This window comes from Streptomyces sp. NBC_00523 (genome assembly GCF_036346615.1).
Classification (GTDB): Bacteria; Actinomycetota; Actinomycetes; order Streptomycetales; family Streptomycetaceae; genus Streptomyces.
In genome coordinates, this window is the sequence record NZ_CP107836.1 from 4,934,503 (window position 1) to 4,959,599 (window position 25,097).

The window sequence follows — 25,097 nt, forward strand, 5'->3', positions numbered from 1 at the left end:
AAAGCTCCACCTCCGCGTCGTGGTACGGTTTGAACACAACGACGCGGGGTGGAGCAGCTCGGTAGCTCGCTGGGCTCATAACCCAGAGGTCGCAGGTTCAAATCCTGTCCCCGCTACTGAAAGACGAAGGCCCGGATCCTCCAGGGGATCCGGGCCTTCGTCGTGCCGTGGTGGCCTGTTTCGCAAGGTGGGCGTGAAGTGCGGTTCGAGGGGCACGAGTTGACCGGGGACGTGTTTGACTTGTCTCTCTGTGGGCATGTCGACAAAACGCTGAAGTGACGTCACTGACCGCGATATACCAGGTGTACGCGGGTTACAGGTGGTGCGACGATGGTATTTATGGGGGACAGGTCAACTCTGTTGAAGACAGGGCGGTTTGCGCGGGGGCACGTCCATCCGGCGGAAAAGTTGGTGGATGAGGTGTTTGCCGCTGCCGCCGAGCAGTACAAAGACACCATCGAGAGCGCCCAGACTTCCGAGACCGTCGAGAACGCCCAGCCCGTCAAGAACGCCGAGAACGCGGAGAGTGCCGCGACCGCCGAGACCGCAGAGATCATCGAGACCGCCGACGGCGTGGAGAACGCCGAGCGGGCGGAGACCGAGGCGAGCGCGGACGGCGCGGAGACCGAGGCGCGCCACCGCCGCGCGGCCGACGCCGGTGACACCGCCTCGATGAGCGTGCTCGGCGCGCTGCTCCTGCGCCGGGGCGACCTCGCCGGCGCCGAACCCTACCTGCGGGGCGCCACCGCCGACGGAGACCGGGCCGCCGCCAACAACCTGGGCGTCCTGCTGCACCAGCGCGGCTACCCCGACGAGGCGGCCGGCTGGTGGCGCACCGCCGCCGTGGCCGGCTCCGCCGCGGCCGCGCACGCCCTGGGCCGGCACTTCCGCGAGCGCGGCGACGAGCCCGCCGCCGAGTACTGGCTGCGCCAGTCCGCCGAGCAGGGCCACGCGCTCGGCGCCTACGCCCTCGCCGACCTCCTGGAACACCGCAGCGACGTTGGCGCCGAGCGCTGGCTGCGTGCCGCCGCCGAACAGGGCCACCGCGAGGCGGCCTACCGGCTGGCGCGCCTCCTGGAGCGCAATGCCACCGACGCCGCGCACGAGGTGTTCGGCCGCCCCGGCCTGGGCCCGCGCACGGGCGCGGAGCCCGTCCCGGCCCGCCGCACCGCCGAGGGCGACGGCCCGGTCGCCGGCCCCGACCACGCGCGCGGCGGCGAGGCCGAGCAGTGGTACCGGCAGGCCGCCGCGCGCGGTCACCGGCGCGCTGCCCTGCACCTCGGCGCGATCCTCGAACAGCGCGGCGAGCTCAAGGAGGCCGGGCGCTGGTACCTCATGTCGGCCAAGGCGGGCGAGGCCCGGGCCGCCTGCGCGCTCGGCTTCCTGCTGCGCGACGCGGGCGACCGGGAGAGCGCCGCCGTGTGGTGGCTGCGCGCCGCCCAGGACGGCGACGGCAACGCGGCGAACGCCCTCGGCGCGCTGCACGCGGCCCGGGGCGAGCAGCAGACGGCCGAGCGCTGGTACCGGGCGGCGATGGACGCGGGCGACGTCAACGGCGCGTACAACCTCGGGCTGCTCTGCGCCGCCCAGGACCGCACCGCCCAGGCCGAGCAGTGGTACCGCCGCGCCGCCTACGCGGGCCACCGCGAGGCCGCCAACGCGCTCGCCGTGCTCCTGCTCCAGGCCGGCGACCCGGCCGGCGCCGAGCCCTGGTTCTCCAAGGCGGCCGAGGCGGGCAGCGTCGACGCGGCCTTCAACCTCGGCATCCTCTACGCCGGGCGCGACGAGGACCGTACCGCCCTGCTCTGGTACGAGCGGGCCGCCGCGGCCGGGCACACCGAGGCGGCGCTTCAGGTCGGCATGGCGCTCCTGCACCACGGCGAGGAGCAGGAGGCCGAGCGCCACCTGCGCTGCGCGGCGGGCGGCGGCAGCGCGGAGGCGGCCTTCCGGCTGGCCGGGCTGCTGGACGCGCGGCAGCCGCCGCCCGGGCCGCCCGCGCTGGGCGAGCCGCTGCCCGAGAAGACCGAGTGCGAGGAGTGGTACGAGCGGGCCGCCGAGCAGGGGCACCGCCGCGCCCAGGTCCGCGTCGGCATGCTCGCCGCCTCCCGGGGCGACGTGGAGAGCGCCGGCCATTGGTACCGGGCGGCGGCCGAGTCCGGCAGCCGCAACGGCGCGTTCAACCTCGGCCTGCTCCTGGCCCGCGAGGGCAGCGAGCGCGAGGCCGCCCTGTGGTGGACCCGCGCCGCCGCCGACGGGCACGGGCGGGCGGCGCTGCGGCTGGCCCTGCTCGCCGCGCGCCGCGGTGAGCTGGCGGAGGGGCAGCGCTGGTGCGCCCGGGCGGTCGAGCTGGGCCCGGCGGAGGTCGCGGAGCGCGCGGCCCGGCTGCGCGAGGCCCTGCACCAGGAGCTCACGGCGTAAGGGCGTCCGGGCCGCCCCATGGGCCGTCCGAACGAATTTGCACTGGTCCGAGCCGTCCCGTAGGGTTGTGAACACAACGACGCGGGGTGGAGCAGCTCGGTAGCTCGCTGGGCTCATAACCCAGAGGTCGCAGGTTCAAATCCTGTCCCCGCTACTGAAGACCGAGGGCCGGATCTTTTCGAAGATCCGGCCCTCGGTCGTATGCGCGGTCGGGTGCGCGCGAAAACCGCCCCCGGCGCGGGGGCGGTTCGATGTGCGGCGTTCAGGCCGCCGCGGCGCAGTCCGGGCAGATGCCCCGGTAGGTCAGCTCGACGCCGGAGATCGTGAAGCCGAAGCGCTCGCCGGCCGGCAGGTCCGCCAGCGGGTCGCCCGACGGATGCACGTCGCGGATGGCGCCGCACCGCGCGCACACCAGGTGGTGGTGGGCGCGGTGCGCGTTGGGGTCGTAGCGCTTGGCGCGGCGGTCGGTGGACACCTCGATGACCTCGCCGAGGCTCACCATCTCGCCCAGCGTGTTGTAGACGGTGGCGCGGGAGATCTCGGGCAGCTTGGCCACCGCGCGGGCATGGACCTCGTCGGCGGTCAGGTGCACATGGTCCCCGTCGAGGACCTCGGCCACGACGCGCCGCTGCGCGGTCATGCGCCAGCCGCGTCCTCGAAGTCGTTCCAGCAGGTCACTCATGGGCGCCATTCTAGCAGCGCAAGGGCCAGGTCTTGAATAGGTGCGACTTTGGATGCTCAGTTGACTTGGACTTTGTCCAATGTAGGATCGCTTATGGCGTCGGCCGGAGGACAGGAAGGCCGGACGCGGGCACGGCATGAAGGCATGACGTGCGGAAACGACGCAGGAGGCGCACGTGACGCAGGGACCGCTCACCACGGAGGCAGGCGCACCGGTCGCCGACAACCAGAACAGCGAGACCGCCGGGACCGGCGGCCCGGTCCTGGTGCAGGACCAGTTGCTGATGGAGAAGTTGGCGCACTTCAACCGCGAGCGCATCCCGGAGCGCGTGGTGCACGCCCGGGGCGCCGGCGCGTACGGGACGTTCACGCTGACCCGTGACGTGTCGCAGTGGACGCGGGCGGCGTTCCTCTCGGAGGTCGGCAAGCAGACCGAGACGTTCCTGCGGTTCTCCACCGTCGCGGGCAACCTCGGTGCCGCCGACGCCGTGCGGGACCCGCGCGGCTTCGCGCTGAAGTTCTACACCGAGGACGGCAACTACGACCTCGTCGGCAACAACACCCCGGTCTTCTTCATCCGGGACGCCATCAAGTTCCCCGACTTCATCCACACCCAGAAGCGCGACCCGTACACCGGCTCCCAGGAGGCGGACAACGTCTGGGACTTCTGGGGGCTCTCGCCCGAGTCCACCCACCAGGTGACCTGGCTCTTCGGCGACCGGGGCATCCCCGCCTCGTACCGGCACATGGACGGCTTCGGCTCGCACACCTACCAGTGGCAGAACGCGGCGGGCGAGGTCTTCTGGGTCAAGTACCACTTCAAGACCGACCAGGGCATCAAGACCCTCACCACCGAGGAGGCCGTCCGCCTCTCCGGTGTGGACCCGGACAGCCACCAGCGGGATCTGCGCGAGTCCATCGAGCGCGGCGACTTCCCGTCCTGGACCGTGCAGGTGCAGATCATGCCGGCGGCCGAGGCGGCGACGTACCGCTTCAACCCGTTCGACCTCACCAAGGTGTGGCCGCACGCGGACTACCCGCCGGTCGAGATCGGCAAGCTGGAGCTCAACCGGAACCCGGAGAACATCTTCGCCGAGGTCGAGCAGTCCATCTTCAGCCCGGCGCACTTCGTCCCCGGCATCGGTCCGTCCCCGGACAAGATGCTCCAGGGCCGCCTCTTCGCGTACGGCGACGCGCACCGCTACCGCGTCGGCATCAACGCCGACCACCTGCCGGTGAACCGCCCGCACGCCACCGAGGCGCGGACCAACAGCCGGGACGGCTACCTGTACGACGGCCGCCACAAGGGCGCGAAGAACTACGAGCCCAACAGCTTCGGCGGCCCCGCCGAGACGGGCCGGCCGCTCTCGGGCGCCATCCCCGTCACCGGCGTCACGGGCAACCACCCGACCCCGCTGCACGCCGAGGACGACGACTTCGTGCAGGCCGGCAACCTCTACCGGCTCATGTCCGAGGGCGAGAAGGCCCGGCTGGTCGACAACCTGTCCGGCTTCATCGCGAAGGTCTCGCGCGACGACATCGCGGAGCGCGCGATCGGCAACTTCCGCCGTGCCGACGAGGACTTCGGCAAGCGGCTGGAGGCGGCCGTGCAGGCGCTGCGCGCCTGAGTCCTTTCGGCCGTACGACCGGCCCGGCCCCGCACCCGGGGGCCGGGCCGGTCGCGTGTGCGGGGGTGGTCAGCCGACCAGTTCGGCCGGGCGGGGGCGGGACGGGGACCAGCAGCGGATGATGTCGCGGACCGAGACGACGCCGACCGGGCCGCCCTCGTCGAGGACGATCAGGTGGCGGAAGCCGCCGTGCGTCATGGCCGCCGCGGCCTCTTCGAGCGTCCAGCCCGGCGCGGCGAAGACGACGTCGGTGGTGGTGTGGGCGGAGGCCGTCTCGGTGTCGGGGTCCTGGCCCGCGCCGACGGCGTTGAGGATGTCGCGCTCGGTGAGGATGCCGAGCCCGCAGGTATCGGGATCGTGGACGACGGCCGCCCCGATCCGGCGGGCCGACATCAGCCGGGCGGCCTGGCGCAGCGTATGGGCCGGGCCGATGGTGAGGACCATCGTGCTCATGGCGTCACGGACGAGCATGAAGAGTGCCACCTCCTCGGTGAAGCGACTGCGTGAGCCGATTCACAAGTTCACAAGTGGGGGAATGCTCAGAGTCGCACCGATGCGGGAAGCCGACAAGGGGTCGCGAAGATCACGAAAGGGGCGCGCGGCCCCGCCGCACGCCCCTCGAATGTCCGTTACGCCGCCCCGCGGGCGGGGCGCACTCAGTACCGCTGGTTCAGGTACCCCAGCAGTTCGCGGTGGAGCGCCCCGTTCGACGCCGCGCCGTTCCCGCCGCCCGGCCCGTCCACACCGTCCAGACTGGTGAACCGGCCGCCCGCCTCCTGGACCACGATCGCGTTCGCCGCCATGTCCCACAGCGAGAGCTCCGGCTCCGCGCAGATGTCCACGGACCCCTCGGCGACCATCATGTACGGCCAGAAGTCCCCGTAGCCCCGGGTGCGCCAGCAGGCCCGGGTCAGGTCCAGGAAGCCGTCGAGCCGCCCCTGCTCCTCCCAGCCGGTCAGCGAGGAGTACGCGAACGAGGCGTCCGCGATCCGCTCCACGCTGGAGACCTTGAGCCGGGTCGCGGAGGTCAGGCTGCGGCCGGTGTACGCCCCCGAGCCCTTCGCCGCCCACCAGCGCCGGTTCAGCGCGGGCGCCGAGACGACCCCGACCACGGGCTGGAAGCCGTTCTCCCCGGCCTCCATGAGCGAGATGAGCGTCGCCCAGACCGGCACGCCCCGTACGTAGTTCTTGGTGCCGTCGATCGGGTCGATCACCCAGCGCCGCGGCCCCGTGCCCTCGATGCCGTACTCCTCGCCCAGGATCGCGTCCCGCGGGCGCGCCCGGTGCAGATGGCCCCGGATCAACTCCTCGGCGGCCTTGTCGGCCTCGCTCACCGGCGTCATGTCCGGCTTGGTCTCGACCTTGAGGTCCAGAGCCTTGAACCGGTCCATCGTCACCGCGTCGGCGGCGTCCGCCAGTACGTGGGCCAGGCGCAGATCATCGTGGTAATCGGGCATGCCGTCACAGTATCGACCCGCCGGTGAGCCGGGCCACAGGGGCCCGGGGCGGTCAGTGCGCGGAGCCGGAGAGCTGGAGGCCGATCACGCCGAGGATCACCAGCGAGATCGACACCAGCTTGAGCGTGGAGACGATGTCACCGAGGAAGACCATGCCGTAGATGGCCGTCCCCGCCGCGCCGATGCCGGTCCACACCGCGTACGCGGGCCCGACGTCGAGCTTCTTCAGCGACATGGTGAGCAGACCGAAGCTGCCGAGCGCGAAGACGCAGAACGCGACGGTCGGCCACAGCCGGGTGAAGCCGTGCGAGAGCTTCAGGCAGACCGCGAACCCGGTCTCCAGAAGTCCCGCGACCACGACCAGCAGCCATGCCATCGTCCGCACCCTCCCGCATCGCCCACCGCCCCGCACCGGCCGGTGCCGCTGGGCGTGATTATGCACTTACCGGAAGCGAGTGATCGCAAACGTGCGCGGCCCGGTCGCCGCTCAGTCGCCCTCGCGCCGGTTGCGGGTGGAGAGCAGCCGGCGCAGCGAGTCCAGCCGCGCCGGATCCGCGTGCCCCGCCGCCACCCAGGCGTCCAGCGCGCATTCCGGTTCGTGGCTGTCGTGGGTGCAGCCGCGCGGGCACTCCTCCGTACCGGGCTGGAGGTCCGGGAAGGCGTTGATGACCCGCGAGGGGTCGATGTGGTTCAGCCCGAACGAGCGCACCCCGGGGGTGTCGATCACCCAGCCCCGGTAGCCCGGCAGCGGCAGCGCCAGGGCGGACGTGGTGGTGTGCCGGCCCCGGCCGGTCACCGCGTTCACGACGCCCGTGGTGCGCCGCTTCTCCTTCGGCACCAGCGCGTTGACCAGCGTGGTCTTGCCGACGCCCGAGTGCCCGACGAACGCCGTCACCCGGTCGTTGAGCTGCTCGCGGACCCGGTCGGCCGCGTCCCCGTTCTCCAGCTCCTCGCGGCTGGTGACGACGAACGGCACCCCCAGCGGGGTGTACGCGCTCAGCAGCTGGTCCGGGGACGCCAGGTCGGACTTGGTCAGCACCAGGAGCGGGGACAGCCCCCCGTCGTACGCGGCGACCAGGCAGCGGTCGATCATGCGCGGACGCGGTTCCGGATCGGCCAGCGCGGTCACGATCGCCAGCTGGTCCGCGTTGGCCACGACCACCCGTTCGAAGGGGTCGTCGTCGTCCGCCGTCCGGCGCAGCACCGAGCGGCGCTCACCGATGCGGACGATCCGGGCGAGGGTGTCCTTGTCGCCGGACAGGTCGCCGACGAGGGAGACGGTGTCGCCCACCACCGCGGCCTTGCGGCCCAGTTCGCGGGCCTTCATCGCGACGATCGTGCGGTCGCCGACCAGGACGGTGAGGCGGCCCCGGTCCACGGTGAGGACCATGCCGTCCTCGGCGTCCTCGTGCTTGGGCCGGATGTGGGTGCGCGGGCGGTTGCCCTTGCGGTTGGGGCGGACGCGGATGTCGTCCTCGTCGGGGTTCTTGCCGTAGCGGCGCATGTCTCAGGCCCCGAGCATTCCGGTCCACATCTGCGGGAAGTCCGGCAGGGTCTTGGCGGTCGTCGCCACGTTCTCGATCTCCACTCCGGGGACGGCAAGGCCGATGATCGACCCCGCGGTGGCCATCCGGTGGTCGTCGTACGTATGGAAGGTACCGCCGTGCAGCGGGCGCGGGCGGATGTGCAGGCCGTCGGCGGTCTCGGTGACGTCGCCGCCGAGCTCGTTGATCTCCTTGGTGAGCGCGGCCAGCCGGTCCGTCTCGTGCAGCCGCAGATGGGCGACGCCGCTCAGCGTGGAGGGGGAGTCGGCCAGGGCGGCGACGGCGGCGATGCCCGGGGTCAGCTCGCCGACCTCGGAGAGGTCCACGTCGATGCCGTGGACGCGGCCGGAGCCGGTGAAGGTCAGCCCCTGCTCGGTGAGCTCGCAGCTGCCGCCCATCGCGGTGAAGATGTCGCGCAGCGCGTCACCGGGCTGCGTGGTGCGCACCGGCCAGTCCGGGATGGTCACCCGGCCGCCCGTGACCAGCGCCGCCGCCAGGAACGGCTGGGCGTTGGACAGGTCCGGCTCGATGGTCAGGTCGCGGCCGAGGAGCGCCGAGGGGGAGACCCGCCAGACGTTCGGCTCGCCGCCGGTCTCCGGCTCGTCCACCTGCGCGCCGACGGCCCGGAGCATGTCCACGGTCATCCGGATGTGCGGCATCGAGGGCAGCCGGTCGCCGGTGTGCCGGACCTCCACGCCTTGGTTGAAGCGCGGCGCGGACAGCAGCAGCGCCGAGACGAACTGCGAGGACGAGGAGGCGTCGATCGCGACCGGTCCGCCGTCCAGCGCGCCGCCCCCGTGCACGGTCATCGGCAGCGAGCCCCGGGAGTCGTCGTCGATCCGGGCGCCGAGGACCCGCAGCGCGTCGATCACCCCGGTCAGCGGGCGCTCGTAGGACCGGGGGTCGCCGTCGAAGCGGACGGGTCCTTCGGCGAGCGTGGCCACCGGAGGCAGGAAGCGCATGACCGTACCGGCGTTGCCGACGTCGACGGTGACCGGGCCGTGCAGCGGGGCCGGGATGACCCGCCACGCCTCGCCCGCAGCCTCCGCCCCGGCGGCCGCGCCGGTCGCGGCGGAGCTGGAGGACACCGTCTCCTCGATGCGTACGCCCATCGCGCGCAGCGCGTCCGCCATCAGCAGGGTGTCCCGGGAGCGCAGCGGGCGGCGCAGCCAGCCCGGCTCCGAGGAGAGCGCGGCGAGCACCAGCGCCCGGTTGGTGACCGACTTGGAACCGGGCACCGTGACGGTCGCGTCGACGGCCCCGCTCGCGAGGGGGGCGGGCCAGAGGGCGGGGTGCACGGAGCTTTCGGTCATGCGCTCACTTTAGGTCCTGTCCGGAGTTCCCCGCCTGCGCCCCGACGCCCGGCACGCACGCTCGCCGCACGGGGGCGCAGGACAGGTGGCTCCGCCACATGACCTGCGCCCCCGCACACCGATCGCACGCACCGACCGCCGCTGCGCCCGCGCTCCGCGCGGACGACGGGGAACTCCGGACAGGCCCCAGAGGTTTGGCCCCGAGTGAGCCCGGTCACAGCCCCAGCAGCCAGCGCCCGCCGCCGATCAGGGAGCACAGCGACACCGCGTGGAAGAGGAACAGCCACAGCGCCGCCGGGACGTCGGTCAGGCGGGACAGCTGGTCCGCGTCCGAGTCCGGCGCCCCGCCGTGCCGCCGCTTCGACTGGAGCTCGAACACCGGGCGTACGCCGCCCAGCAGCAGGAACCACACCACGCTGTACGCGAACAGCGACTGCCAGGCGGGCGAGGCCAGCCACGAGACCAGCAGGAACACCGAACCGGTGAGGATCACCGTCAGCGCCCCGTACACATTGCGGATCATCACCAGCATCACCGCGAGCAGGGCCGTCGCCAGCCACAGCAGCAGCGTGATCCGGCCGTCCACCAGCAGCCAGGCGCCGCCGAGCCCGAGCAGCGAGGGCGCGGTGTAGCCCGCCGCCGCGGTCAGCACCATGCCGATCCCGGTCGGCTTGCCCCGGCTGACCGTCAGCCCGCTGGTGTCCGAGTGCAGCCGGATGCCGGAGAGCTGCCGGCCGGAGAGCAGGGCGACCAGTCCGTGGCCGCCCTCGTGCGCGATGGTGATCGCGTTCCGGGACATCCGCCAGAGGATGTTCGGCACGACCGCGATGAGCGCCGCGGTCGCGGTCACCACCACCAGCCACTGCTCCGGGGCGGGCTGGGTGCCGGTGACGCGGTCCCACAGGTTGCCGAGATCGGTGCTGTCCATGGGGCGGGCGGCTCCTTACCGGATCGGGGTCCGTTCGGGATGGCGGTCGTGGCAGTCTGGCACTTATGTGCGGACGGTATGCAGCGAGTCGGCGGCCCGAGGACCTGACCGGACTCTTCCAGGTGGAGAAGTGGGAACCGGCCGAGGCGCTGGAGCCCGACTACAACGTGGCGCCGACCAAGGAGGTCTACGCCGTACTGGAACGTCCTGTGAAAGACGCGGACGACCAGCGCCCGGTTCGCCAGATGCGGGCACTGAAATGGGGGCTCGTGCCGTCCTGGGCCAAGAACCCGGAGGGCGCCGCCCGGATGATCAACGCCCGGGCCGAGACCGTGCACGAGAAGCCGTCCTTCCGCCGCCCCTTCGTCTCCCGGCGCTGCATCCTGCCCGCCGACGGCTATTACGAGTGGGTGACCGGAGCCGAGGAACGGGAGCTGGAGGAGAAGGGGCGCCGCAAGCGCCCCCGTAAGCAGCCCTACTTCGTGACCCCGGCCGACGGCTCGGTCTTCGCGATGGCCGGACTGTACGAGTTCTGGCGCGACCGCACCCTGCCCGACGACCACCCGCAGGCGTGGTGGGTCACCTGCTCGGTGATCACCACCGAGGCGGAGACCGGTCCGCTCGCCGTCGCCCCCGCCGACGGACCGGCCTCGCTCTCCGACATCCACCCCCGGATGCCGCTGATGCTCACCCCGGACCGCTGGGACTACTGGCTGGACCCCTCGCGCACCGACATCGAGGAGCTGCGCGCCCTGCTGACACCGCCGCCGCCCGGCCTGATGCGCGCCTACCCGGTCGCGACCGCCGTCAGCAACGTCCGCAACAACGGCCCCGAGCTGAAGGACGAGCTGGCCGAGCCCGAGGTGAGCACCCTCTTCTGAGCCGTACGCGACGGGGCGCCGCGCCATCCCCGTACCGCCCACCGGGTGTTGGTTGGATGGACCCCGTGAACACCGACGACGTGACCCCCCGTGCCGAGACCGTCGAGACCGGGGCCGGTACCGCCCGCGTCACCTGGCTGGACGCCCCCGCCCCGCGTCTCGTGCTCGCCCTCGGCCACGGCGCCGGAGGCGGCGTCGAGGCCCGCGACCTGAAGGCCCTCGGCGCCGCCCTGCCCGCGCACGGCGTGAGCGTCGCCCTCGTGGAGCAGCCCTGGCGGGTGGCCGGCAAGAAGCTCGCGCCCGCCCCGAAGACCCTGGACACCGGCTGGCGCGGACTCTGGCCGGCCCTCGCGGCGGCCGGGCCGCCGGTCGTCGCCGGGGGACGCAGCGCCGGGGCCCGCGTGGCCTGCCGCACCGCCGCGGAGCTCGGCGCCCGGGCGGTCCTCGCGCTCAGCTTCCCGCTGCACCCGCCGGGCCGCCCCGAGAAGACCCGCGCCGACGAGCTGCTGGGCTGCGGGGTGGAAGCCCTCGTCGTCCAGGGCGGCAACGACCCGTTCGGGAAGCCCGCCGAATTCCCGCCCGGCGACTACCGGATCACCGAGGTGCCGTACGGCGACCACGGCTTCTCCGTACCGAAGAAGTCCGGGCTCACCGAGGAGCGGGCGATGGAGATCCTCACCGCGTCCGTCGCCGGGTGGCTGGCGGATCTGAAGTGACGCGTGCCCCTCGCACGCCCGGGAATGCCCGGCGGAGGGCCGCTGTTGTGAGGGACATCAGTACGCCAACGTCGTAAGTGGAGAGGGAGTCCGTCGCATGGGTTCGACCATCTGCCCACGTCGCTCGAACACCGCTGACCTGGAGTGGACGGTCCTGCATGCGGCCAAGACCACTCCCGAGCGGTCACTCGGCGGGACGGAACGACAGCCCGCGCCGGACCAAGGTCGACTATTCTCCGATTCGAGCGGGTCCGGTTTCGGCTCCGCCCCAGCGTTGGAGGAGGTGGGTCCGGTCACAGGGACCGACACAGGGACCGACGACGGCCGCCCGCAGGAGACGACGGCCGAGCGCAACGCGCGTTTCGAGCGCGACGCCCTCGGTTTCCTCGACCAGATGTACTCGGCGGCCCTGCGCATGACGCGCAACCCCGCGGACGCCGAGGACCTGGTCCAGGAGACGTATGCCAAGGCGTACGGCTCCTTCCACCAGTTCCGTGAGGGCACCAACCTCAAGGCGTGGATGTACCGCATCCTCACGAACACCTTCATCAACTCGTACCGCAAGAAGCAGCGCGAACCCCAGCGCAGCGCCGCCGAGGAGATCGAGGACTGGCAGCTGGCCCGCGCCGAGTCGCACATGTCCACCGGGCTGCGCTCCGCCGAGTCCCAGGCCCTCGACCACCTGCCCGACTCGGACGTGAAGTCCGCGCTGCAGGCGATTCCCGAGGAGTTCCGCATCGCGGTCTATCTCGCCGATGTCGAGGGCTTTGCCTACAAGGAGATCGCGGACATCATGGGGACTCCCATCGGTACGGTGATGTCCCGACTGCACCGGGGCCGCCGTCAACTGCGCGGCATGCTGGAGGACTACGCCCGTGACCGCGGGCTCGTCCCGGCCGGCGCCGGGGAGTCGGACGATCGGAAAGGCTCGGGCTCATGAGCTGCGGAGAGCCGCACGAGACGGAGTGCGCAGAGGTCCTCGACCACCTCTACGAGTTTCTTGACCGGGAGATGCCCGACAGCGACTGCACCAAGTTCGAGGAGCACTTCGTGGAGTGCTCCCCGTGTCTGGAGAAGTACGGCCTGGAGCAGGCCGTCAAGAAGCTCGTGAAGCGCTGCTGCGGCCAGGACGACGTGCCGGCCGACCTGCGCTCCAAGGTGATGGGCCGCATCGACCTCATCCGCTCGGGACAGGCGGTGCCCGAACAGGACATCGCGGTCTCCGGTCCCGAGGTGCCGAGCGCCGCCAAGGAGTAGGCGCCCCGCGCCCCACCTCCGCGCCGCCCCCCCCCCCGCACACCCGCGCGCTTCACCCGAACGTGCTAATCGCCCCCAACGGCACCCGCCCGGATCGCCCCGCTCGTTAGCGTGGCCCCTCCATGGGCGGAGCTGGGGGGCGAGCGAGGGTGAGAGCCACACGCGGGGCGGCGCGGGCCCATATCGGGGCCGTCGCCCTCGGCGCGGCCCTCTGCGCCGCGCCCGCCCTGCGCCCCGGCACCCCCTGGACCACCCTGGCCCTGCTCGCCGGGCTCTACCTCGCCTGCGAACTCCTCGGCCGCCGCCCCTTCCCGGTCGGCGCCGTCGGCGCGGGCTCCTTCTTCCCGCTGCTGCTCGCCGCCGCGTTCCTGCTGCCCCCCGCGGCGGCGGCGCTCGTCGCCGTCCCCGGCTCCCTCGTGGGCCGGGCCGGGAAACCGCCCGCCGCCGCCCGCCGGATCTGGCGCGCCGCCGAGCTGGCCCTCGCCGTCTGGGCGGCCGCCCGGGTCCACGCGCTGCTCGGCGGGCCCGCCGCGCTCGGCAGCCCGCCCGACCTCCCCTACGCGCTCCTGCCCGTCTGCGCGGCGGCCCTCGCCTTCAGCGCCGTGCTCGCCGCCCTCGACGGCTCGATCCTGGTCGCCGCGGAACAGCTCCCCGTCCGGCGCGCCTGGCGCGGGCTCCTGCCGCGCTCGCTCGCCCCCCACCTGGTGCACGGCCTCGCCGGGCTGATGATGGCCGTCCTCTGGAACAGCTCCTACGGGCCGCTCGCCGCGCTCTTCGTGCTGCTGCCCATGTACATCTCCTGCTGGGTCTACGCCCAGTACCACCGCGAGCACGCCGCGCACCGGGCCACCATCAGGGCGCTCGTCCAGGCCGTCGACATCAAGGACACCTACACCCGGGGCCACAGCGAACGGGTCGGCCGCGCCTCCGTCCTCATCGCGCACGAACTGGGCCTCGACCGGGAACGCGTCGAGGTCCTCCGGTTCGCCGGGATCCTCCACGACGTCGGCAAGCTGGGCGTCCCCACCCGCGTCCTGCGCAAGGACGGCCCGCTCACCCCCGAGGAGCGGCGCGTCATCGAGCTGCACCCGGAGTACGGGCACGAGATCGTCCGGGGCATCGGCTTCCTCGGCGAGGCCAGGGCCGCGATCCTGCACCACCACGAACGCCTCGACGGCAGTGGTTATCCGTACGGGCTCTCCGGCCGGGGCATCCCCGAATGCGCCCGCATCGTCGCCGTCGCCGACGCCTTCGACGCCATGACCTCGACCCGCTCCTACCGGCGGGGCCGGCCGGTCCCGGTCGCCGTGGAGGAGCTGAAGCGGTGCGCGGGCACGCAGTTCGACCCCCAGATGGTGCGGGCCCTGGCGCGCGGCCTGGAGCGCTACGGCTGGTTCGGGGCCGTCACGGCGGACGACGCGCAGCTCCCGCCCCCGCGCGAGGGGGGCGGCGGCCGGGGCGCCGCGGCCGTCAAGGCACCGCTCAGCCCCGGCCCGGCCGACCGCCCCGAGGGCCCCCGGTGACCCCGGGCCCCGTGACCCTCGGTGTGCGCGGCGCCGCCCTGCTGCTCGCCGCCGCCGGGCTCGGCCACACCCTGTGGCGCGGGGTCCACGATCCGGGGCACGCCCTCGCCTTCGGCGCCCTCATCACCATCGGGGAGCTGGCCCGCTGGGGCGCCCTCCCCGGGGAACGGGAGCCCGCGCCCCTCGGGGCCGCCGGGGCCCTCGCGTACGCCCTGCTCGGGCGCAGCGGCGGGCAGCCCACCAGCCACGGGGTCCTCCAGGTCGTCGCGGTCCTCGCCGCCGCCCAGCTCGTCGCCTCGGTGCCGCAGCTGGCGCGGGGCGACGGGCCGGGCGCCGACCAGGTGGCCCGGCGGCTGCTCACCGTGACCTTCGCGGCGGTCTGCTTCCAGCCGCTGTACAACGCGGGCCTCAGCGCGCAGTGGTTCGGCGACGGTCCGTACTACGCGGCCTTCCTGCTCCTGCTGCTCGGCCTGACCGCCCTCTGCGACGCGGTGCTCGCCGCGCTCCTCCTGCGCGCCCGCACCCTTCCGCGCGGCTCCCGCGCCGGACTGGCCCCCGCCCCGTACGGGCCGCTGCTGCGCGACGAGCTGCGGGCGCTCATCGGCATCGGCTCGGCCGTCTGCGCGACCGGCGCGGTCATGGCGCTCGGGGTGGCCGCCGCCGGGCTGTGGGCGCTGCCCGTGCTCTGCGTACCGCTGCTGCTCACCCAGCTCTCGTACCGCAGGTTCGCCGCCGTGCGCACCACGTACCGGCAGACCATCGCCTCGCTGGCCCGGTCCACCGAGATCGCGGGCTACACCCCGCACGGCCACGCCCGCCGGGTGGCCGAGCTGTGCATGGCCGTCGGGCGCGAGATGGGCCTGTCCGGGCCGGAGCTCACCGTCCTGGAGTACGCGGCGCTGATGCACGACATCGGCCAGCTCTCCCTGGTCGACCCGGTGCCGGACGGGGCGACGGCCCCGCTGCCGGCCGCCGAGCAGCGCCGGATCGCGCTGCTGGGCGGTGCGGTGGTCCGGCAGACCGGGGTGGACGCGAAGGTGGCCGTCGTGGTGGAGCGGCAGGCCGACCCCTACCGCGAGCAGCCGCTGTCCGCCAGGATCGTCCGGGCGGTGAACGCATACGACGACCTCAGCGGGGAAAGTCTCTCCGGGCCACTGGGTGCGCTGGAACAGCTCAGGCTCGGCACCGGGCACGACTACCAGCCGCAGGTGGTGGAGTCGCTGGCCCGGGTTCTGGCCCGGGGCGGTCTGACCCCCGTCCCGCCCGGGTAACCGATGGGTAATGAGCGGGCCCCGGGCCCGGCATGGTTGGATGCGAAGAGAGCGGTAGAACGAGGGTGTCCAGTCGGGACAGGCGGGAATCGTGAGGATCTTCGGGAAGGTACGGCATCGGCCGTCCGCCTCTTGGCGGCAGGCCACGGACCGCGCGTTCACGCTGATCGGCGACGGCCGGTACGAGGACGCGGGGGCGCTGCTGACGCGCGCGGCGGACCTGGAGCCCTGGCTCTCCGAGTCATGGTTCAACCTGGCGCTGCTGCACAAATTCCGGCACGACTGGGAGCAGGCGAGGGCCGCCGGGCTGCGGGCCGTCGCCCTGCTCGACAAGGAGTCCGGGGCGCCGGACTGGTGGAACGTGGGCATCGCCGCGACCGCCCTCCAGGACTGGCCGCTGGCGCGCCGCGCCTGGCAGGCGTACGGCCTGAAGGTCCCCGGCGGCGGGCAGCAGACCCCGGCCGCGGGCAGCGAGCCGGTGGGCATGGAGCTGGGCAGCGCGGCGGTACGGCTGTCGCCGGAGGGCGAGGCCGAGGTCGTGTGGGGCCGCCGGCTCGACCCGGCCCGCATAGAGGTGCTGTCGATCCCGCTGCCGTCGTCCGGGCGGCGCTGGGGCGAGGTCGTGCTGCACGACGGGGTGCCGAACGGCGAACGGATCACCGCGGCGGGCCCGTCCTACCCGGTGTTCGACGAGATCGAGCTGTGGGCCCCGTCGCCCGTGCCGACCTGGGTGGTGCTCCTTGAGGCCGCCACGGAGGCGGACCGGGACGCGCTGGAGCAGCTGGCCTCGGACGCGGGCTTCGCCGCCGAGGACTGGTCCTCGTCGGTGCGGCTGCTGTGCCGTTCCTGTTCGGAGAGCCGGATGGAGAGCGACGAGGGCGACGGCGAGCACCTGGACCCGCACGACCACAGCGAGCCGGGGCACCCGGGCCCGCTGGGCCACCGCACGGCCGGTGAGCTGTGGGTGCCGGAGCGTGAATGCGGCCTCGCGGCCCCGGCCGGTCTGGTGCGCGGGCTGCTGGACGGCTGGGTGGCGGACAGCCCGGACAGCCGCGAGTGGCGCGATCTCGAAGAAGTCTGCTGAGCGCTGCCCGTAGTCTGTGTACGCACCGATTCGGGTTTTGAGGAAGGCGTACGGCGGACATGGCGCAGCAGGAGACGGACGAGCAGGTCAGCGTCGACGAGGAGGGTTTCCTCATCGACACCGAGGACTGTGAGGCGCGCGAGACGGCACACCGCGAGCGCGGTACCTCCCGCCCGATCACGGTCGTGGGCAACCCGGTCCTGCACAAGGAGTGCAAGGACGTCACGGAGTTCGGCGACGAGCTGGCCGCGCTGATCGACGACATGTTCGCGAGCCAGCGCACGGCGGAGGGCGTCGGCCTGGCCGCCAACCAGATCGGCGTGGACCTCAAGGTCTTCGTCTACGACTGCCCCGACGACGAGGGCGTCCGGCACGTCGGCGCCATCTGCAACCCGGTCCTGGAGGAGCTGCCGCCCGAGGCGCGGGTCCTGGACGACTCCGGCGAGGGCTGCCTCTCCGTGCCGACGGCGTACGCCAAGCTGGCCCGCCCGGACTACGCGGTGGTGCGCGGGCAGGACGCGAAGGGCAATCCGGTCCGGGTGCGCGGCACGGGCTACTTCGCGCGCTGCCTCCAGCACGAGACGGACCACCTGTACGGCTACCTGTACATCGACCGGCTCTCCAAGCGCGAGCGCAAGGACGCGCTGCGGCAGATGGCCGAGAACACCCCGCGCTACGAGGTCGTCCCGAACGACTGATCCGTTGCGGCGGACGCGGCGCGGGCCCCGGCCCGCGCCGTGTTCGTTTCTCCGACAACCGCCGTTTCTACACGCGTAGTTGACGGACTCCGCCGCATCCGACAGGCTCGTGCACCACACCTTCGACAGCGGTAGGGAGCCCCCGTGATCAGACGTTCCGCACGACTCCTGCTCAGCCTTGTCATGACCATGGCTTTTGCGCTGGGCGGTGCCGTGGTGACCGCAGGCACCGCGCACGCCGACGGCTGCTACACCTGGACCCGCACCCTGCAGTCCGGCGCCACCGGCAACGACGTGAAGCAGCTCCAGATCCGAGTGGCCGGATACCCCGGCTACAACTCGGTCCTGGCCATCGACGGCTCGTACGGCCCCGCCACCACCGCCGCCGTCAAGCGCTTCCAGGCCGCCTACGGGCTGGCCGCCGACGGCATCGCGGGCCCTGCCACCCAGGCCAAGATCTACGCCCTCCAGGACAACGACTGCACCCCGGCGCACTTCACGTACGCCGAGATGAACCGGTGCAACAGCACCTGGTCGGGCGGCGCGGTCTCGGCGGCCACCGCCAAGGCCAACGCGCTGAGCACCATGTGGAAGCTGGAGGCGCTGCGCCACGCGCTCGGCGACCGGCCCATCAACATCAACAGCGGCTTCCGCTCGGCGTCCTGCAACAGCGCCGTGGGCGGGGCCTCGAACAGCCGTCACATGTACGGTGACGCGGCCGACCTCGGCGGGATCGCGTTCTGCACGCTCGCCAAGGAGGCCCGCAACCACGGGTTCAACGGGATCCTCGGCCCGGGCTACCCGGACCACAACGACCACGTCCACGTGAACCAGGGCCCCAGCCACTACTGGTCGGCGCCCAACTGCGGTATCTGAGCCGTGCGGTGGGGCCCGCCGGTCACCGGCGGGCCCCACTCGCGTGGTTACGCCCCGGCGCGCAGCGGGGTGCCGCCCGTCGTCTGGACCGCCGCTCCGTCCGAGGGGCGCTCGGTCAGGCGCAGCTGCGAGATCGCGTTGCGCAGGACGAACGCCCCGTGGCCCGCGTCCAGCTGCCAGCGCTGGGTGCGCGCGTCCGCCGAGCAGGCCCCGAGCGACAGTCCGGCGCCCACCTCCAGCGGCGCGCCCAGGTACTTCTTGCCGCGCACCGCGTCCAGGCACAGCCCGTCCGCCGAGCGGACCGTGTAGTAGCCGTCGGCGGTCGCGGTGAGCGTCCAGGCCGCCTTCGCGCCCTTCACCAGGGCGACCCCGGAGTCCGCGGCCGGGGCCAGCGCCTTCGCGCCGGACGTCAGCCGGTAGGTGCCGTCGGCCAGCGGGGCGCGGTCGGTGTTGGCCCAGCCAGGGGCGTGCCCGATGCGGCGGGCCATGGCCTCGAAACCGGCGTACGTCGGGCTGGGCTTCGGGCCGCCCCAGGTGGCCTGGGCGAGGAAGCGCAGCGGCATGAAGACCTTCGCCTCGACCTCGTTCTCGGTCTCGGCCGCCGCGCTGTCCGGCCACAGGCTGATCTTCGCGCCGGTCAGGTTCGCCGCCGCGGCGGGCAGCGTCTCGCCCTCGAAGCGCAGGGGCGTCCAGTCGCTCTCGTACAGCTCCTGGGTCTTGGTGGTGTAGCCGCCGCGCACCAGGTAGAGCGCGTAGGCGGAGTTCATCACCGGGCGGCCCTCGGCGAGCAGGGCGGACGGCTGCTGGATGGCGCCGCCGCCGAGCCAGTGCTCGACGGTGATGTCACGGTCCAGCGGGACGAGCGTGTTGCGGCCGAGCAGGCCGTCGTTCCAGATGCGCAGCGAGCGCCCCTGCTTCTTCACATGGGCGTTCACCTGGTTGATGAAGTCCACGAACAGGTCGTCCGGGGTGGCCGACGCGCCGAACTTCGCGACGGCCGCCGCCTGGAGCTGCGGATAGTCCGGGTAGGAGGAGCCGAGCATGTATTCGTCGGCGCCCATGTGCCAGGTGTCGGTGCCCCAGACGTCCAGGGCCTCGTCGACCAGTGAGGTGTAGTACGTCAGCGCCTCGGGCCGCGAGATGTCCAGGCGGGGCGCGGAGGCCGTGCCGTCCTTGTCCTTGAGCTGGAGCTCGGGGTGGTTCTCCAGGTAGGGGTCCATGTGGCCGGGGGAGTTGATCTCCGGGACCAGGTCGATGTGGTACTTCTTCGCCGTCGCGGCGAGGACACGGATCTGCGGCTTGGTGTAGTAGCCCCAGAACGCCGACTCGGGGTCGGTGTCGCTGCGGACCTTCGCCTCGATCCAGAGCTGGTTGAGCTTCTGGGACGCCATGTCCTTCATCAGCCGCTCGAACCAGGGCAGCGACACGTTGATGTAGCAGGCGCAGACCCCGACCCCGCGTTCCCGGTACGCGGGCACGTCGGTCGCCGAGCCGTGCGCGGCCCGCCCGTCGTCATTCAGCAGTTGCAGCACGGTGCGCGAGCCGTAGAACACGCCCGCCGAGGTGGCCGCCGTGACCGTGACCCGGTCGCCGACCTCCAGCCGGTAGCCCTCCGCCCCGAGCGAGCCCTTCAGCGAGGCGTCCTGGCGCAGCACGATGTCCCCGGCACGCGCCCGGCCCCGGGACACCTGCTGCCTGCCTTCCAGCTCACCGGCGAACCGGGCCGCGTCGTCGGCCGTACGCCGCTCGCGCACCCCGTCCAGCACGATCCTGGTCCGGCCGGTGAGGACGAACTCCCCGCTGCCCGGCTGCCACTGGCGCAGCGTGGGCAGCACCTCCGGCGGGGGAGCGGTCGCCGGGGCCGCCTGGGCCGCGGCGGTCTGCCAGGGGAGCAGGGCGGCGGCGAGCGCGGTCACCACGGCCCCGATGGTCCTTCGTCTTGCCTTCTGCATGTCCATGGCATCGACCCTGACGCGCGCGAAGGCCCGGTCCATGGACAGGTCGTGCGACCGGTTGGACGAATGATCGGATGTGCCCCGCTCGCCTCAGGCGGCCTCGACGATGGCGGAGGGCCCCCGGAAGGTGCGCCGGTACGCCTGTGGCGTGGTGTCCAGCGCCCGGACGAACTGGTGGCGCAGCGCCGCCGCCGTCCCGAAGCCGGTCCGGTCGGCGATGGTGTCGATGGTTTCGTCCGATGTCTCCAGGAGGTGCTGGGCCAGCAGGACGCGCTGGCGCAGCAGCCAGCGGTACGGAGTGGTCCCGGTCTCCTGCTGGAAGCGGCGGGCGAAGGTACGCGGCGACATGTGGGCCCGGTCCGCGAGCTGTTCGACGGTCATCTCGCGGTCGAGGTGGCGCTCCATCCAGGCCAGCGTGTCGCCCACGGTGTCGCACCGGGTGCGCGGCAGCGGCCGCTGGATGTACTGCGCCTGCCCGCCGTCCCGGTGCGGCGGCACCACCATCCGCCGGGCGATGGTGTTGGCGGCGGCGGGTCCGTACGCCTGGCGGACCAGGTGCAGGCAGGCGTCGATCCCCGCCGCCGTCCCCGCCGACGTGGTGACCGGCCCGTCCTCCACGTACAGCACGTCCGGCTCGACGGCGGCCTCGGGGAAGCGGCGGGCCAGGTCGTCGGCGTGCCGCCAGTGCGTGGTGCAGCGGCGGCCGTCAAGCAGCCCGGCCGCGCCCAGGAGGTACGCCCCCGAGCAGACGCTGAGCACCCGGGCGCCCCGCTCCACGGCCCGGCGCAGGGCGTCCAGCACCTCCTCGGGGAACTCGCGGTCCCCGAAGCGGCTGCCGGCCGGTACGGCGACGAGGTCGGCCTCCTCCAGCCGGTCGAGACCGTAGGGGGTGCTGATGGTGAACCCGGCGTGGGTCCGCAGCTCGGGCCCCTCGCCGGAGACCACCGCGAAATCGTGCACCGGCAGGCCCTCGTCGCTGCGGTCGAGGCCGAACACCTCGCAGAGCACGCCGAGTTCGAAGGGATGGACGTCATCGAGCATCAGGGCGGCGACATTGTTCAGCATGGACCCAGTGTGGCAGTAATTCGATGCCCTATGACAGTCCTGCCACTGCCGCTTCCTCGCCGGAACGAGGACAGTAGAGGCATGAACACATTCCAGAACTTCCTCGGCATTTCCGCACTTTTCGTCCTCGTCCTGCTGCCGGCGCTCATCGGTGCCGCCCGCGAGCGCCGCATCGACCGCGAGCTGCGCGAAGCGGAACAGGACCGGAGCACACGCCCACCGCGAACGGCGGACGCCGCGCGGCCGGTGGGGGCCGCACGGCGTCCGTACGTCAGAAGCTGGGCGAGGATCTAGCCCTTCCGCCTAGAAGTCGTCGTCGAAGCCGACCGTGCCCTCGACAGCCACCTGGTACGCCGACGGGCGCCGCTCGAAGAAGTTCGTGAGCTCCTGGACCCCCTGGAGCTCCATGAACGAGAACGGGTTCTGCGATCCGTACACCGCCGGGAAACCGAGCCGGGTGAGCCGCTGGTCGGCGACGCACTCCAGGTACTCGCGCATCGACTCGGTGTTCATGCCGGGCAGCCCGTCGCCGCACAGGTCGCGGCCGAACTGCAGCTCCGCCTCGACGGCCTCCTTCAGCATGTCGGTGACCTGCTGCTGGAGGGCGTCGTCGAAGAGCTCCGGCTCCTCCTTGCGGACCGTGTCCACGACCTCGAACGCGAAGTTCATGTGCATGGTCTCGTCGCGGAAGACCCAGTTGGTCCCCGTGGCGAGGCCGTGCAGCAGCCCGCGCGAACGGAACCAGTACACGTACGCGAAGGCGCCGTAGAAGAACAGCCCCTCGATGCACGCCGCGAAGCAGATCAGGTTCAGCAGGAAGCGGCGGCGGTCCGCCTTCGACTCCAGCCGGTCGATCTTCTCCACCGAGTCCATCCAGCGGAAGCAGAACTGCGCCTTCTCGCGGATGGACGGGATGTTCTCCACCGCCGCGAACGCCGCCGCGCGGTCGTCCGGGTCGGGCAGATAGGTGTCGAGCAGCGTCAGATAGAACTGGACGTGCACGGCCTCCTCGAACAGCTGCCGCGACAGATACAGCCGCGCCTCGGGGGAGTTGATGTGCTTGTACAGCGTCAGCACCAGGTTGTTCGCGACGATCGAGTCACCGGTCGCGAAGAACGCCACGAGGCGTCCGATCAGGTGCTGCTCGGCGGGCGTCATCTTGGCGAGGTCCGCCACGTCCGAGTGGAGGTCCACCTCCTCGACGTGCCAGGTGTTCTTGATCGCGTCCCGGTAGCGCTCGTAGAAGTCCGGGTAGCGCATCGGCCGCAGGGTCAGTTCGAAGCCCGGGTCGAGCAGGTTCTTTGAAGCGGGGGTGTCGGTGCGGAGCGCCGTCGTTGAGGGGCGGTGGTCGGGCGACGGGTGGGCGGCGGTCATTACTGGCAGGCCTCGCAGGACTCGGGGTTTTCCAGGGAGCAGGCGATGGCGTCCGCGTCGGGCGCCTGCGCCTGCTGTACGGGGATGGGGGCGGCGGCCGCCGCCTGGCCGGACGCGGCACGGGCGATCCGGGTCGCCGGACGCGACCGCAGGTAGTACGTCGTCTTCAGGCCCTGCTTCCAGGCGTACGCGTACATCGAGGAGAGCTTGCCGATCGTCGGCGTCTCCAGGAACAGGTTGAGCGACTGGCTCTGGTCCAGGAACGGCGTACGGGCCGCCGCCATGTCGATCAGGCCGCGCTGCGGGATCTCCCACGCGGTGCGGTACAGCGCCCGCACGTCCGCCGGGATCCAGGCGAAGCCCTGCACCGAGCCGTTCGCCTCGCGCAGCGCCTCACGCGTCCGCGCGTCCCACACGCCGAGCCGCTTCAGCTCGTCCACCAGATAGCCGTTGACCTGGAGGAACTCCCCGCTCAGGGTCTCCCGCTTGAAGAGGTTCGAGACCTGGGGCTCGATGCACTCGTAGACGCCCGCGATCGAGGCGATCGTCGCGGTCGGGGCGATGGCCAGGAGCAGCGAGTTGCGCATCCCGGTCGTCGCGATCCGGGCGCGCAGCGCGTCCCAGCGCTCCGGCCAGTTCAGCTCCGCGTCGTAGTGGTCGGGGTGCAGCACCCCGCGCGCGGCCCGGGTCTCGGACCAGGCGGGCAGCGGGCCGGACCGCTCGGCGAGGTCGCAGGACGCCTCGTACGCGGCGAGCATGATGCGCTCGGCGATCTTCGTGGAGAGCGCCCGGGCCTCGGGGGAGTCGAACGGCAGCCGCAGCTGGAAGAAGACGTCCTGGAGACCCATCGCGCCCAGGCCCACCGGCCGCCAGCGGGCGTTGGAGCGCCCGGCCTGCTCGGTCGGGTAGAAGTTGATGTCCACGACCCGGTCGAGGAAGGTCACCGCGGTCCGCACGGTGGCGTCCAGGCGCTCCCAGTCGATCGAGCCGCCGTCCACGAACGCGCCGAGGTTGACCGAGCCGAGGTTGCAGACGGCCGTCTCGCCGTCGTCGGTGACCTCCAGGATCTCGGTGCACAGGTTCGAGGAGTGCACGACCCTGCCCGGCTCGGCGGTCTGGTTCGCCGTGCGGTTGGAGGCGTCCTTGAACGTCATCCAGCCCTGCCCGGTCTGCGCCAGGGTCCGCATCATCCGGCCGTACAGCTCACGGGCCGGCATGGTCTTGCGGGCCAGGCCCTTCGCCTCGGCCGCCCGGTACGCGGCGTCGAAGTCGTCGCCCCACAGATCGGTCAGCTCGGGCACGTCCGCCGGGGAGAACAGCGACCAGGTCCCGTCCGCGTCGACGCGGCGCATGAACTCGTCCGGGATCCAGTGCGCCAGGTTCAGGTTGTGCGTGCGGCGCTGGTCCTCGCCCGTGTTGTCGCGGAGCTCCAGGAACTCCTCGATGTCCGCGTGCCAGGTCTCCAGGTAGACCGCGGCGGCGCCCTTGCGGCGGCCGCCCTGGTTCACGGCGGCGACGGAGGCGTCCAGCGTCTTGAGGAACGGCACGATGCCGTTGGAGTGCCCGTTGGTGCCCCGGATCAGGGAGCCCCGGGCGCGGATGCGGGAGTACGAGAGGCCGATGCCGCCCGCGTGCTTCGACAGCCGGGCCACCTGGTGGTAGCGGTCGTAGATCGAGTCCAGCTCGTCCAGCGGCGAGTCCAGCAGATAGCAGGACGACATCTGCGGGTGGCGGGTGCCGGAGTTGAAGAGCGTCGGCGAGGACGGCAGGTAGTCCAGCCGGCTCATCAGCCCGTACAGCGCCGCGACCTCGTCCAGCGCCCGCTCGGAGGTGTCCTCGGCGAGCCCGGCGGCGACCCGGAGCATGAAGTGCTGGGGGGTCTCGATGACCTGGCGGGTGATCGGGTGGCGCAGCAGGTAGCGGCTGTGCAGGGTGCGCAGCCCGAAGTACCCGAAGCGGTCGTCCGCCCCGTCCGCGAGGGACCGCTCGACCAGGGCGTCCAGGGCGGTGGCGTGCAGCGTGACGAACTCGGCGGTCCGGTCCGCGATCAGGCCCTCACGGTGGCCCACGGCGACCGAGGCCGAGAACGAGGTGGCGCCCTGCCCGGCGGCCTCGTCCGCGACGGTCCGGGTGAGCAGCCGGGCGGCGAGGCGGGAGTAGGCGGGGTCCTCGGAGATGAGGCCCGCCGCGGCCTCGGTGGCCAGCGAGCGCAGCTCCGCCTCGTCCGACCGGGCGTTGCGGCCGCGCAGGGCGGCGGCGGCGACGCGGCCGGGGTCGGTGTCGGGCAGGTCGGCGGTGAGGTCGGTCAGGGTCCGCAGCAGTGCGGTGCCCGGTCCGTCGCTCTCGGTCCCCGCTGCTTCGGCCGCTGAAACCGGATCGGCTGGCGCGATGGTCACGTGGTGCTCTCCCTCGCTCGGCTCTGGGCCGG

At 72.4% G+C, this 25,097-nt stretch carries 23 protein-coding genes and 2 tRNA genes; 14 read left to right on the forward strand and 11 right to left on the reverse strand.

What is annotated here, in order from left to right; genetic code table 11:
• Window positions 1–42: 42 nt before the first annotated feature.
• From OHS17_RS22580 to OHS17_RS22590, 3 genes are all read left to right on the forward strand, one after another.
• Window positions 43–116: transfer RNA gene (locus OHS17_RS22580), tRNA-Met, on the forward strand.
• Between the two features lie 214 nt (window positions 117–330).
• Window positions 331–2,418 carry a tetratricopeptide repeat protein gene (locus OHS17_RS22585; protein ID WP_330313623.1) on the forward strand — a complete coding sequence of 696 codons (2,088 nt, stop codon included), beginning with the start codon at window positions 331–333 and terminating at the stop codon, window positions 2,416–2,418.
• A gap of 80 nt (window positions 2,419–2,498) precedes the next feature.
• Window positions 2,499–2,572: transfer RNA gene (locus OHS17_RS22590), tRNA-Met, on the forward strand.
• Window positions 2,573–2,680: 108 nt separating this feature from the next.
• On the opposite strand, the gene OHS17_RS22595 is transcribed toward OHS17_RS22590, so the two are convergent.
• Window positions 2,681–3,100: a Fur family transcriptional regulator gene (locus tag OHS17_RS22595; protein ID WP_026242534.1), complete on the reverse strand. Its 420-nt coding sequence runs from the start codon at window positions 3,098–3,100 to the stop codon at window positions 2,681–2,683.
• Between the two features lie 175 nt (window positions 3,101–3,275).
• Between OHS17_RS22595 and OHS17_RS22600 the strand changes: the two genes are divergently transcribed.
• Window positions 3,276–4,727: a catalase gene (locus OHS17_RS22600; RefSeq protein ID WP_330313624.1), complete on the forward strand. Its 1,452-nt coding sequence runs from the start codon at window positions 3,276–3,278 to the stop codon at window positions 4,725–4,727.
• 69 nt (window positions 4,728–4,796) lie between these two features.
• Here the strand turns inward: OHS17_RS22600 and OHS17_RS22605 are convergent, their stop codons facing one another.
• The 6 genes from OHS17_RS22605 to OHS17_RS22630 all read right to left on the reverse strand — a co-directional run bounded on the left by OHS17_RS22605 (window position 4,797) and on the right by OHS17_RS22630 (window position 9,969).
• On the reverse strand, window positions 4,797–5,198 hold the full coding sequence (locus OHS17_RS22605) for a CBS domain-containing protein (protein WP_018105551.1): 402 nt from the start codon (window positions 5,196–5,198) through the stop codon (window positions 4,797–4,799).
• Window positions 5,199–5,383: 185 nt separating this feature from the next.
• A complete protein-coding gene (gene hisN / locus OHS17_RS22610; RefSeq protein ID WP_073862922.1) occupies window positions 5,384–6,184 on the reverse strand; it encodes a histidinol-phosphatase in 801 nt (266 codons plus the stop codon).
• 52 nt (window positions 6,185–6,236) lie between these two features.
• Complete coding sequence (locus OHS17_RS22615; protein WP_161212602.1) at window positions 6,237–6,560, reverse strand: DMT family transporter; 324 nt, start codon at window positions 6,558–6,560, stop codon at window positions 6,237–6,239.
• A 111-nt stretch (window positions 6,561–6,671) separates the two neighbouring features.
• A complete protein-coding gene (gene rsgA, locus OHS17_RS22620; protein WP_330313625.1) occupies window positions 6,672–7,688 on the reverse strand; it encodes a ribosome small subunit-dependent GTPase A in 1,017 nt (338 codons plus the stop codon).
• A 3-nt stretch (window positions 7,689–7,691) separates the two neighbouring features.
• A complete protein-coding gene (gene aroA, locus OHS17_RS22625; RefSeq protein ID WP_330313626.1) occupies window positions 7,692–9,041 on the reverse strand; it encodes a 3-phosphoshikimate 1-carboxyvinyltransferase in 1,350 nt (449 codons plus the stop codon).
• Between the two features lie 214 nt (window positions 9,042–9,255).
• Entirely contained in the window at window positions 9,256–9,969 is a 714-nt protein-coding gene (locus tag OHS17_RS22630; RefSeq protein ID WP_018105556.1) for a M50 family metallopeptidase, read from the reverse strand.
• 65 nt (window positions 9,970–10,034) lie between these two features.
• On the opposite strand from OHS17_RS22630, the gene OHS17_RS22635 reads away from it, so the two are divergent.
• From OHS17_RS22635 to OHS17_RS22675, 9 genes are all read left to right on the forward strand, one after another.
• Window positions 10,035–10,850 (forward strand): SOS response-associated peptidase, encoded by an 816-nt coding sequence (locus OHS17_RS22635; protein WP_330313627.1) that lies wholly within the window; start codon window positions 10,035–10,037, stop codon window positions 10,848–10,850.
• A gap of 56 nt (window positions 10,851–10,906) precedes the next feature.
• Window positions 10,907–11,566, forward strand: coding sequence for an alpha/beta hydrolase family protein (locus OHS17_RS22640; RefSeq protein WP_330313628.1), 660 nt, complete (start codon window positions 10,907–10,909; stop codon window positions 11,564–11,566).
• Window positions 11,567–11,849: 283 nt separating this feature from the next.
• Complete coding sequence (locus tag OHS17_RS22645; RefSeq protein ID WP_018105559.1) at window positions 11,850–12,506, forward strand: sigma-70 family RNA polymerase sigma factor; 657 nt, start codon at window positions 11,850–11,852, stop codon at window positions 12,504–12,506.
• Window positions 12,503–12,823 carry a mycothiol system anti-sigma-R factor gene (gene rsrA / locus OHS17_RS22650; RefSeq protein ID WP_018105560.1) on the forward strand — a complete coding sequence of 107 codons (321 nt, stop codon included), beginning with the start codon at window positions 12,503–12,505 and terminating at the stop codon, window positions 12,821–12,823. The genes OHS17_RS22645 and rsrA overlap by 4 nt, the downstream gene beginning before the upstream one ends.
• Before the next feature lie 149 nt (window positions 12,824–12,972).
• On the forward strand, window positions 12,973–14,346 hold the full coding sequence (locus OHS17_RS22655; protein WP_330313629.1) for an HD-GYP domain-containing protein: 1,374 nt from the start codon (window positions 12,973–12,975) through the stop codon (window positions 14,344–14,346).
• Window positions 14,343–15,617 (forward strand): HD-GYP domain-containing protein, encoded by a 1,275-nt coding sequence (locus tag OHS17_RS22660; protein ID WP_330313630.1) that lies wholly within the window; start codon window positions 14,343–14,345, stop codon window positions 15,615–15,617. Before OHS17_RS22655 ends, OHS17_RS22660 begins: the two co-directional genes overlap by 4 nt.
• A gap of 91 nt (window positions 15,618–15,708) precedes the next feature.
• Entirely contained in the window at window positions 15,709–16,701 is a 993-nt protein-coding gene (locus OHS17_RS22665; RefSeq protein WP_018549909.1) for a tetratricopeptide repeat protein, read from the forward strand.
• A 59-nt stretch (window positions 16,702–16,760) separates the two neighbouring features.
• The gene (def, locus tag OHS17_RS22670) at window positions 16,761–17,399 is read left to right on the forward strand and encodes a peptide deformylase (protein ID WP_073964049.1); all 639 of its coding nucleotides are present in this window, start codon (window positions 16,761–16,763) and stop codon (window positions 17,397–17,399) included.
• Between the two features lie 144 nt (window positions 17,400–17,543).
• A complete protein-coding gene (locus tag OHS17_RS22675; RefSeq protein ID WP_330313631.1) occupies window positions 17,544–18,275 on the forward strand; it encodes a D-Ala-D-Ala carboxypeptidase family metallohydrolase in 732 nt (243 codons plus the stop codon).
• A 47-nt stretch (window positions 18,276–18,322) separates the two neighbouring features.
• Here the strand turns inward: OHS17_RS22675 and OHS17_RS22680 are convergent, their stop codons facing one another.
• Window positions 18,323–20,233, reverse strand: coding sequence for a family 20 glycosylhydrolase (locus tag OHS17_RS22680; protein ID WP_330313632.1), 1,911 nt, complete (start codon window positions 20,231–20,233; stop codon window positions 18,323–18,325).
• 87 nt (window positions 20,234–20,320) lie between these two features.
• The gene (locus tag OHS17_RS22685) at window positions 20,321–21,295 is read right to left on the reverse strand and encodes a GlxA family transcriptional regulator (RefSeq protein WP_330313633.1); all 975 of its coding nucleotides are present in this window, start codon (window positions 21,293–21,295) and stop codon (window positions 20,321–20,323) included.
• An 81-nt stretch (window positions 21,296–21,376) separates the two neighbouring features.
• Between OHS17_RS22685 and OHS17_RS22690 the strand changes: the two genes are divergently transcribed.
• Complete coding sequence (locus OHS17_RS22690) at window positions 21,377–21,589, forward strand: hypothetical protein (protein ID WP_330313634.1); 213 nt, start codon at window positions 21,377–21,379, stop codon at window positions 21,587–21,589.
• Between the two features lie 9 nt (window positions 21,590–21,598).
• On the opposite strand, the gene OHS17_RS22695 is transcribed toward OHS17_RS22690, so the two are convergent.
• Together OHS17_RS22695 and OHS17_RS22700 are read right to left on the reverse strand one after the other, a co-directional pair.
• Window positions 21,599–22,669: a ribonucleotide-diphosphate reductase subunit beta gene (locus OHS17_RS22695; protein ID WP_018105569.1), complete on the reverse strand. Its 1,071-nt coding sequence runs from the start codon at window positions 22,667–22,669 to the stop codon at window positions 21,599–21,601.
• A complete protein-coding gene (locus OHS17_RS22700) occupies window positions 22,669–25,065 on the reverse strand; it encodes a ribonucleoside-diphosphate reductase subunit alpha (RefSeq protein ID WP_330313635.1) in 2,397 nt (798 codons plus the stop codon). Before OHS17_RS22700 ends, OHS17_RS22695 begins: the two co-directional genes overlap by 1 nt.
• Between the last annotated feature and the right edge of the window lie 32 nt (window positions 25,066–25,097).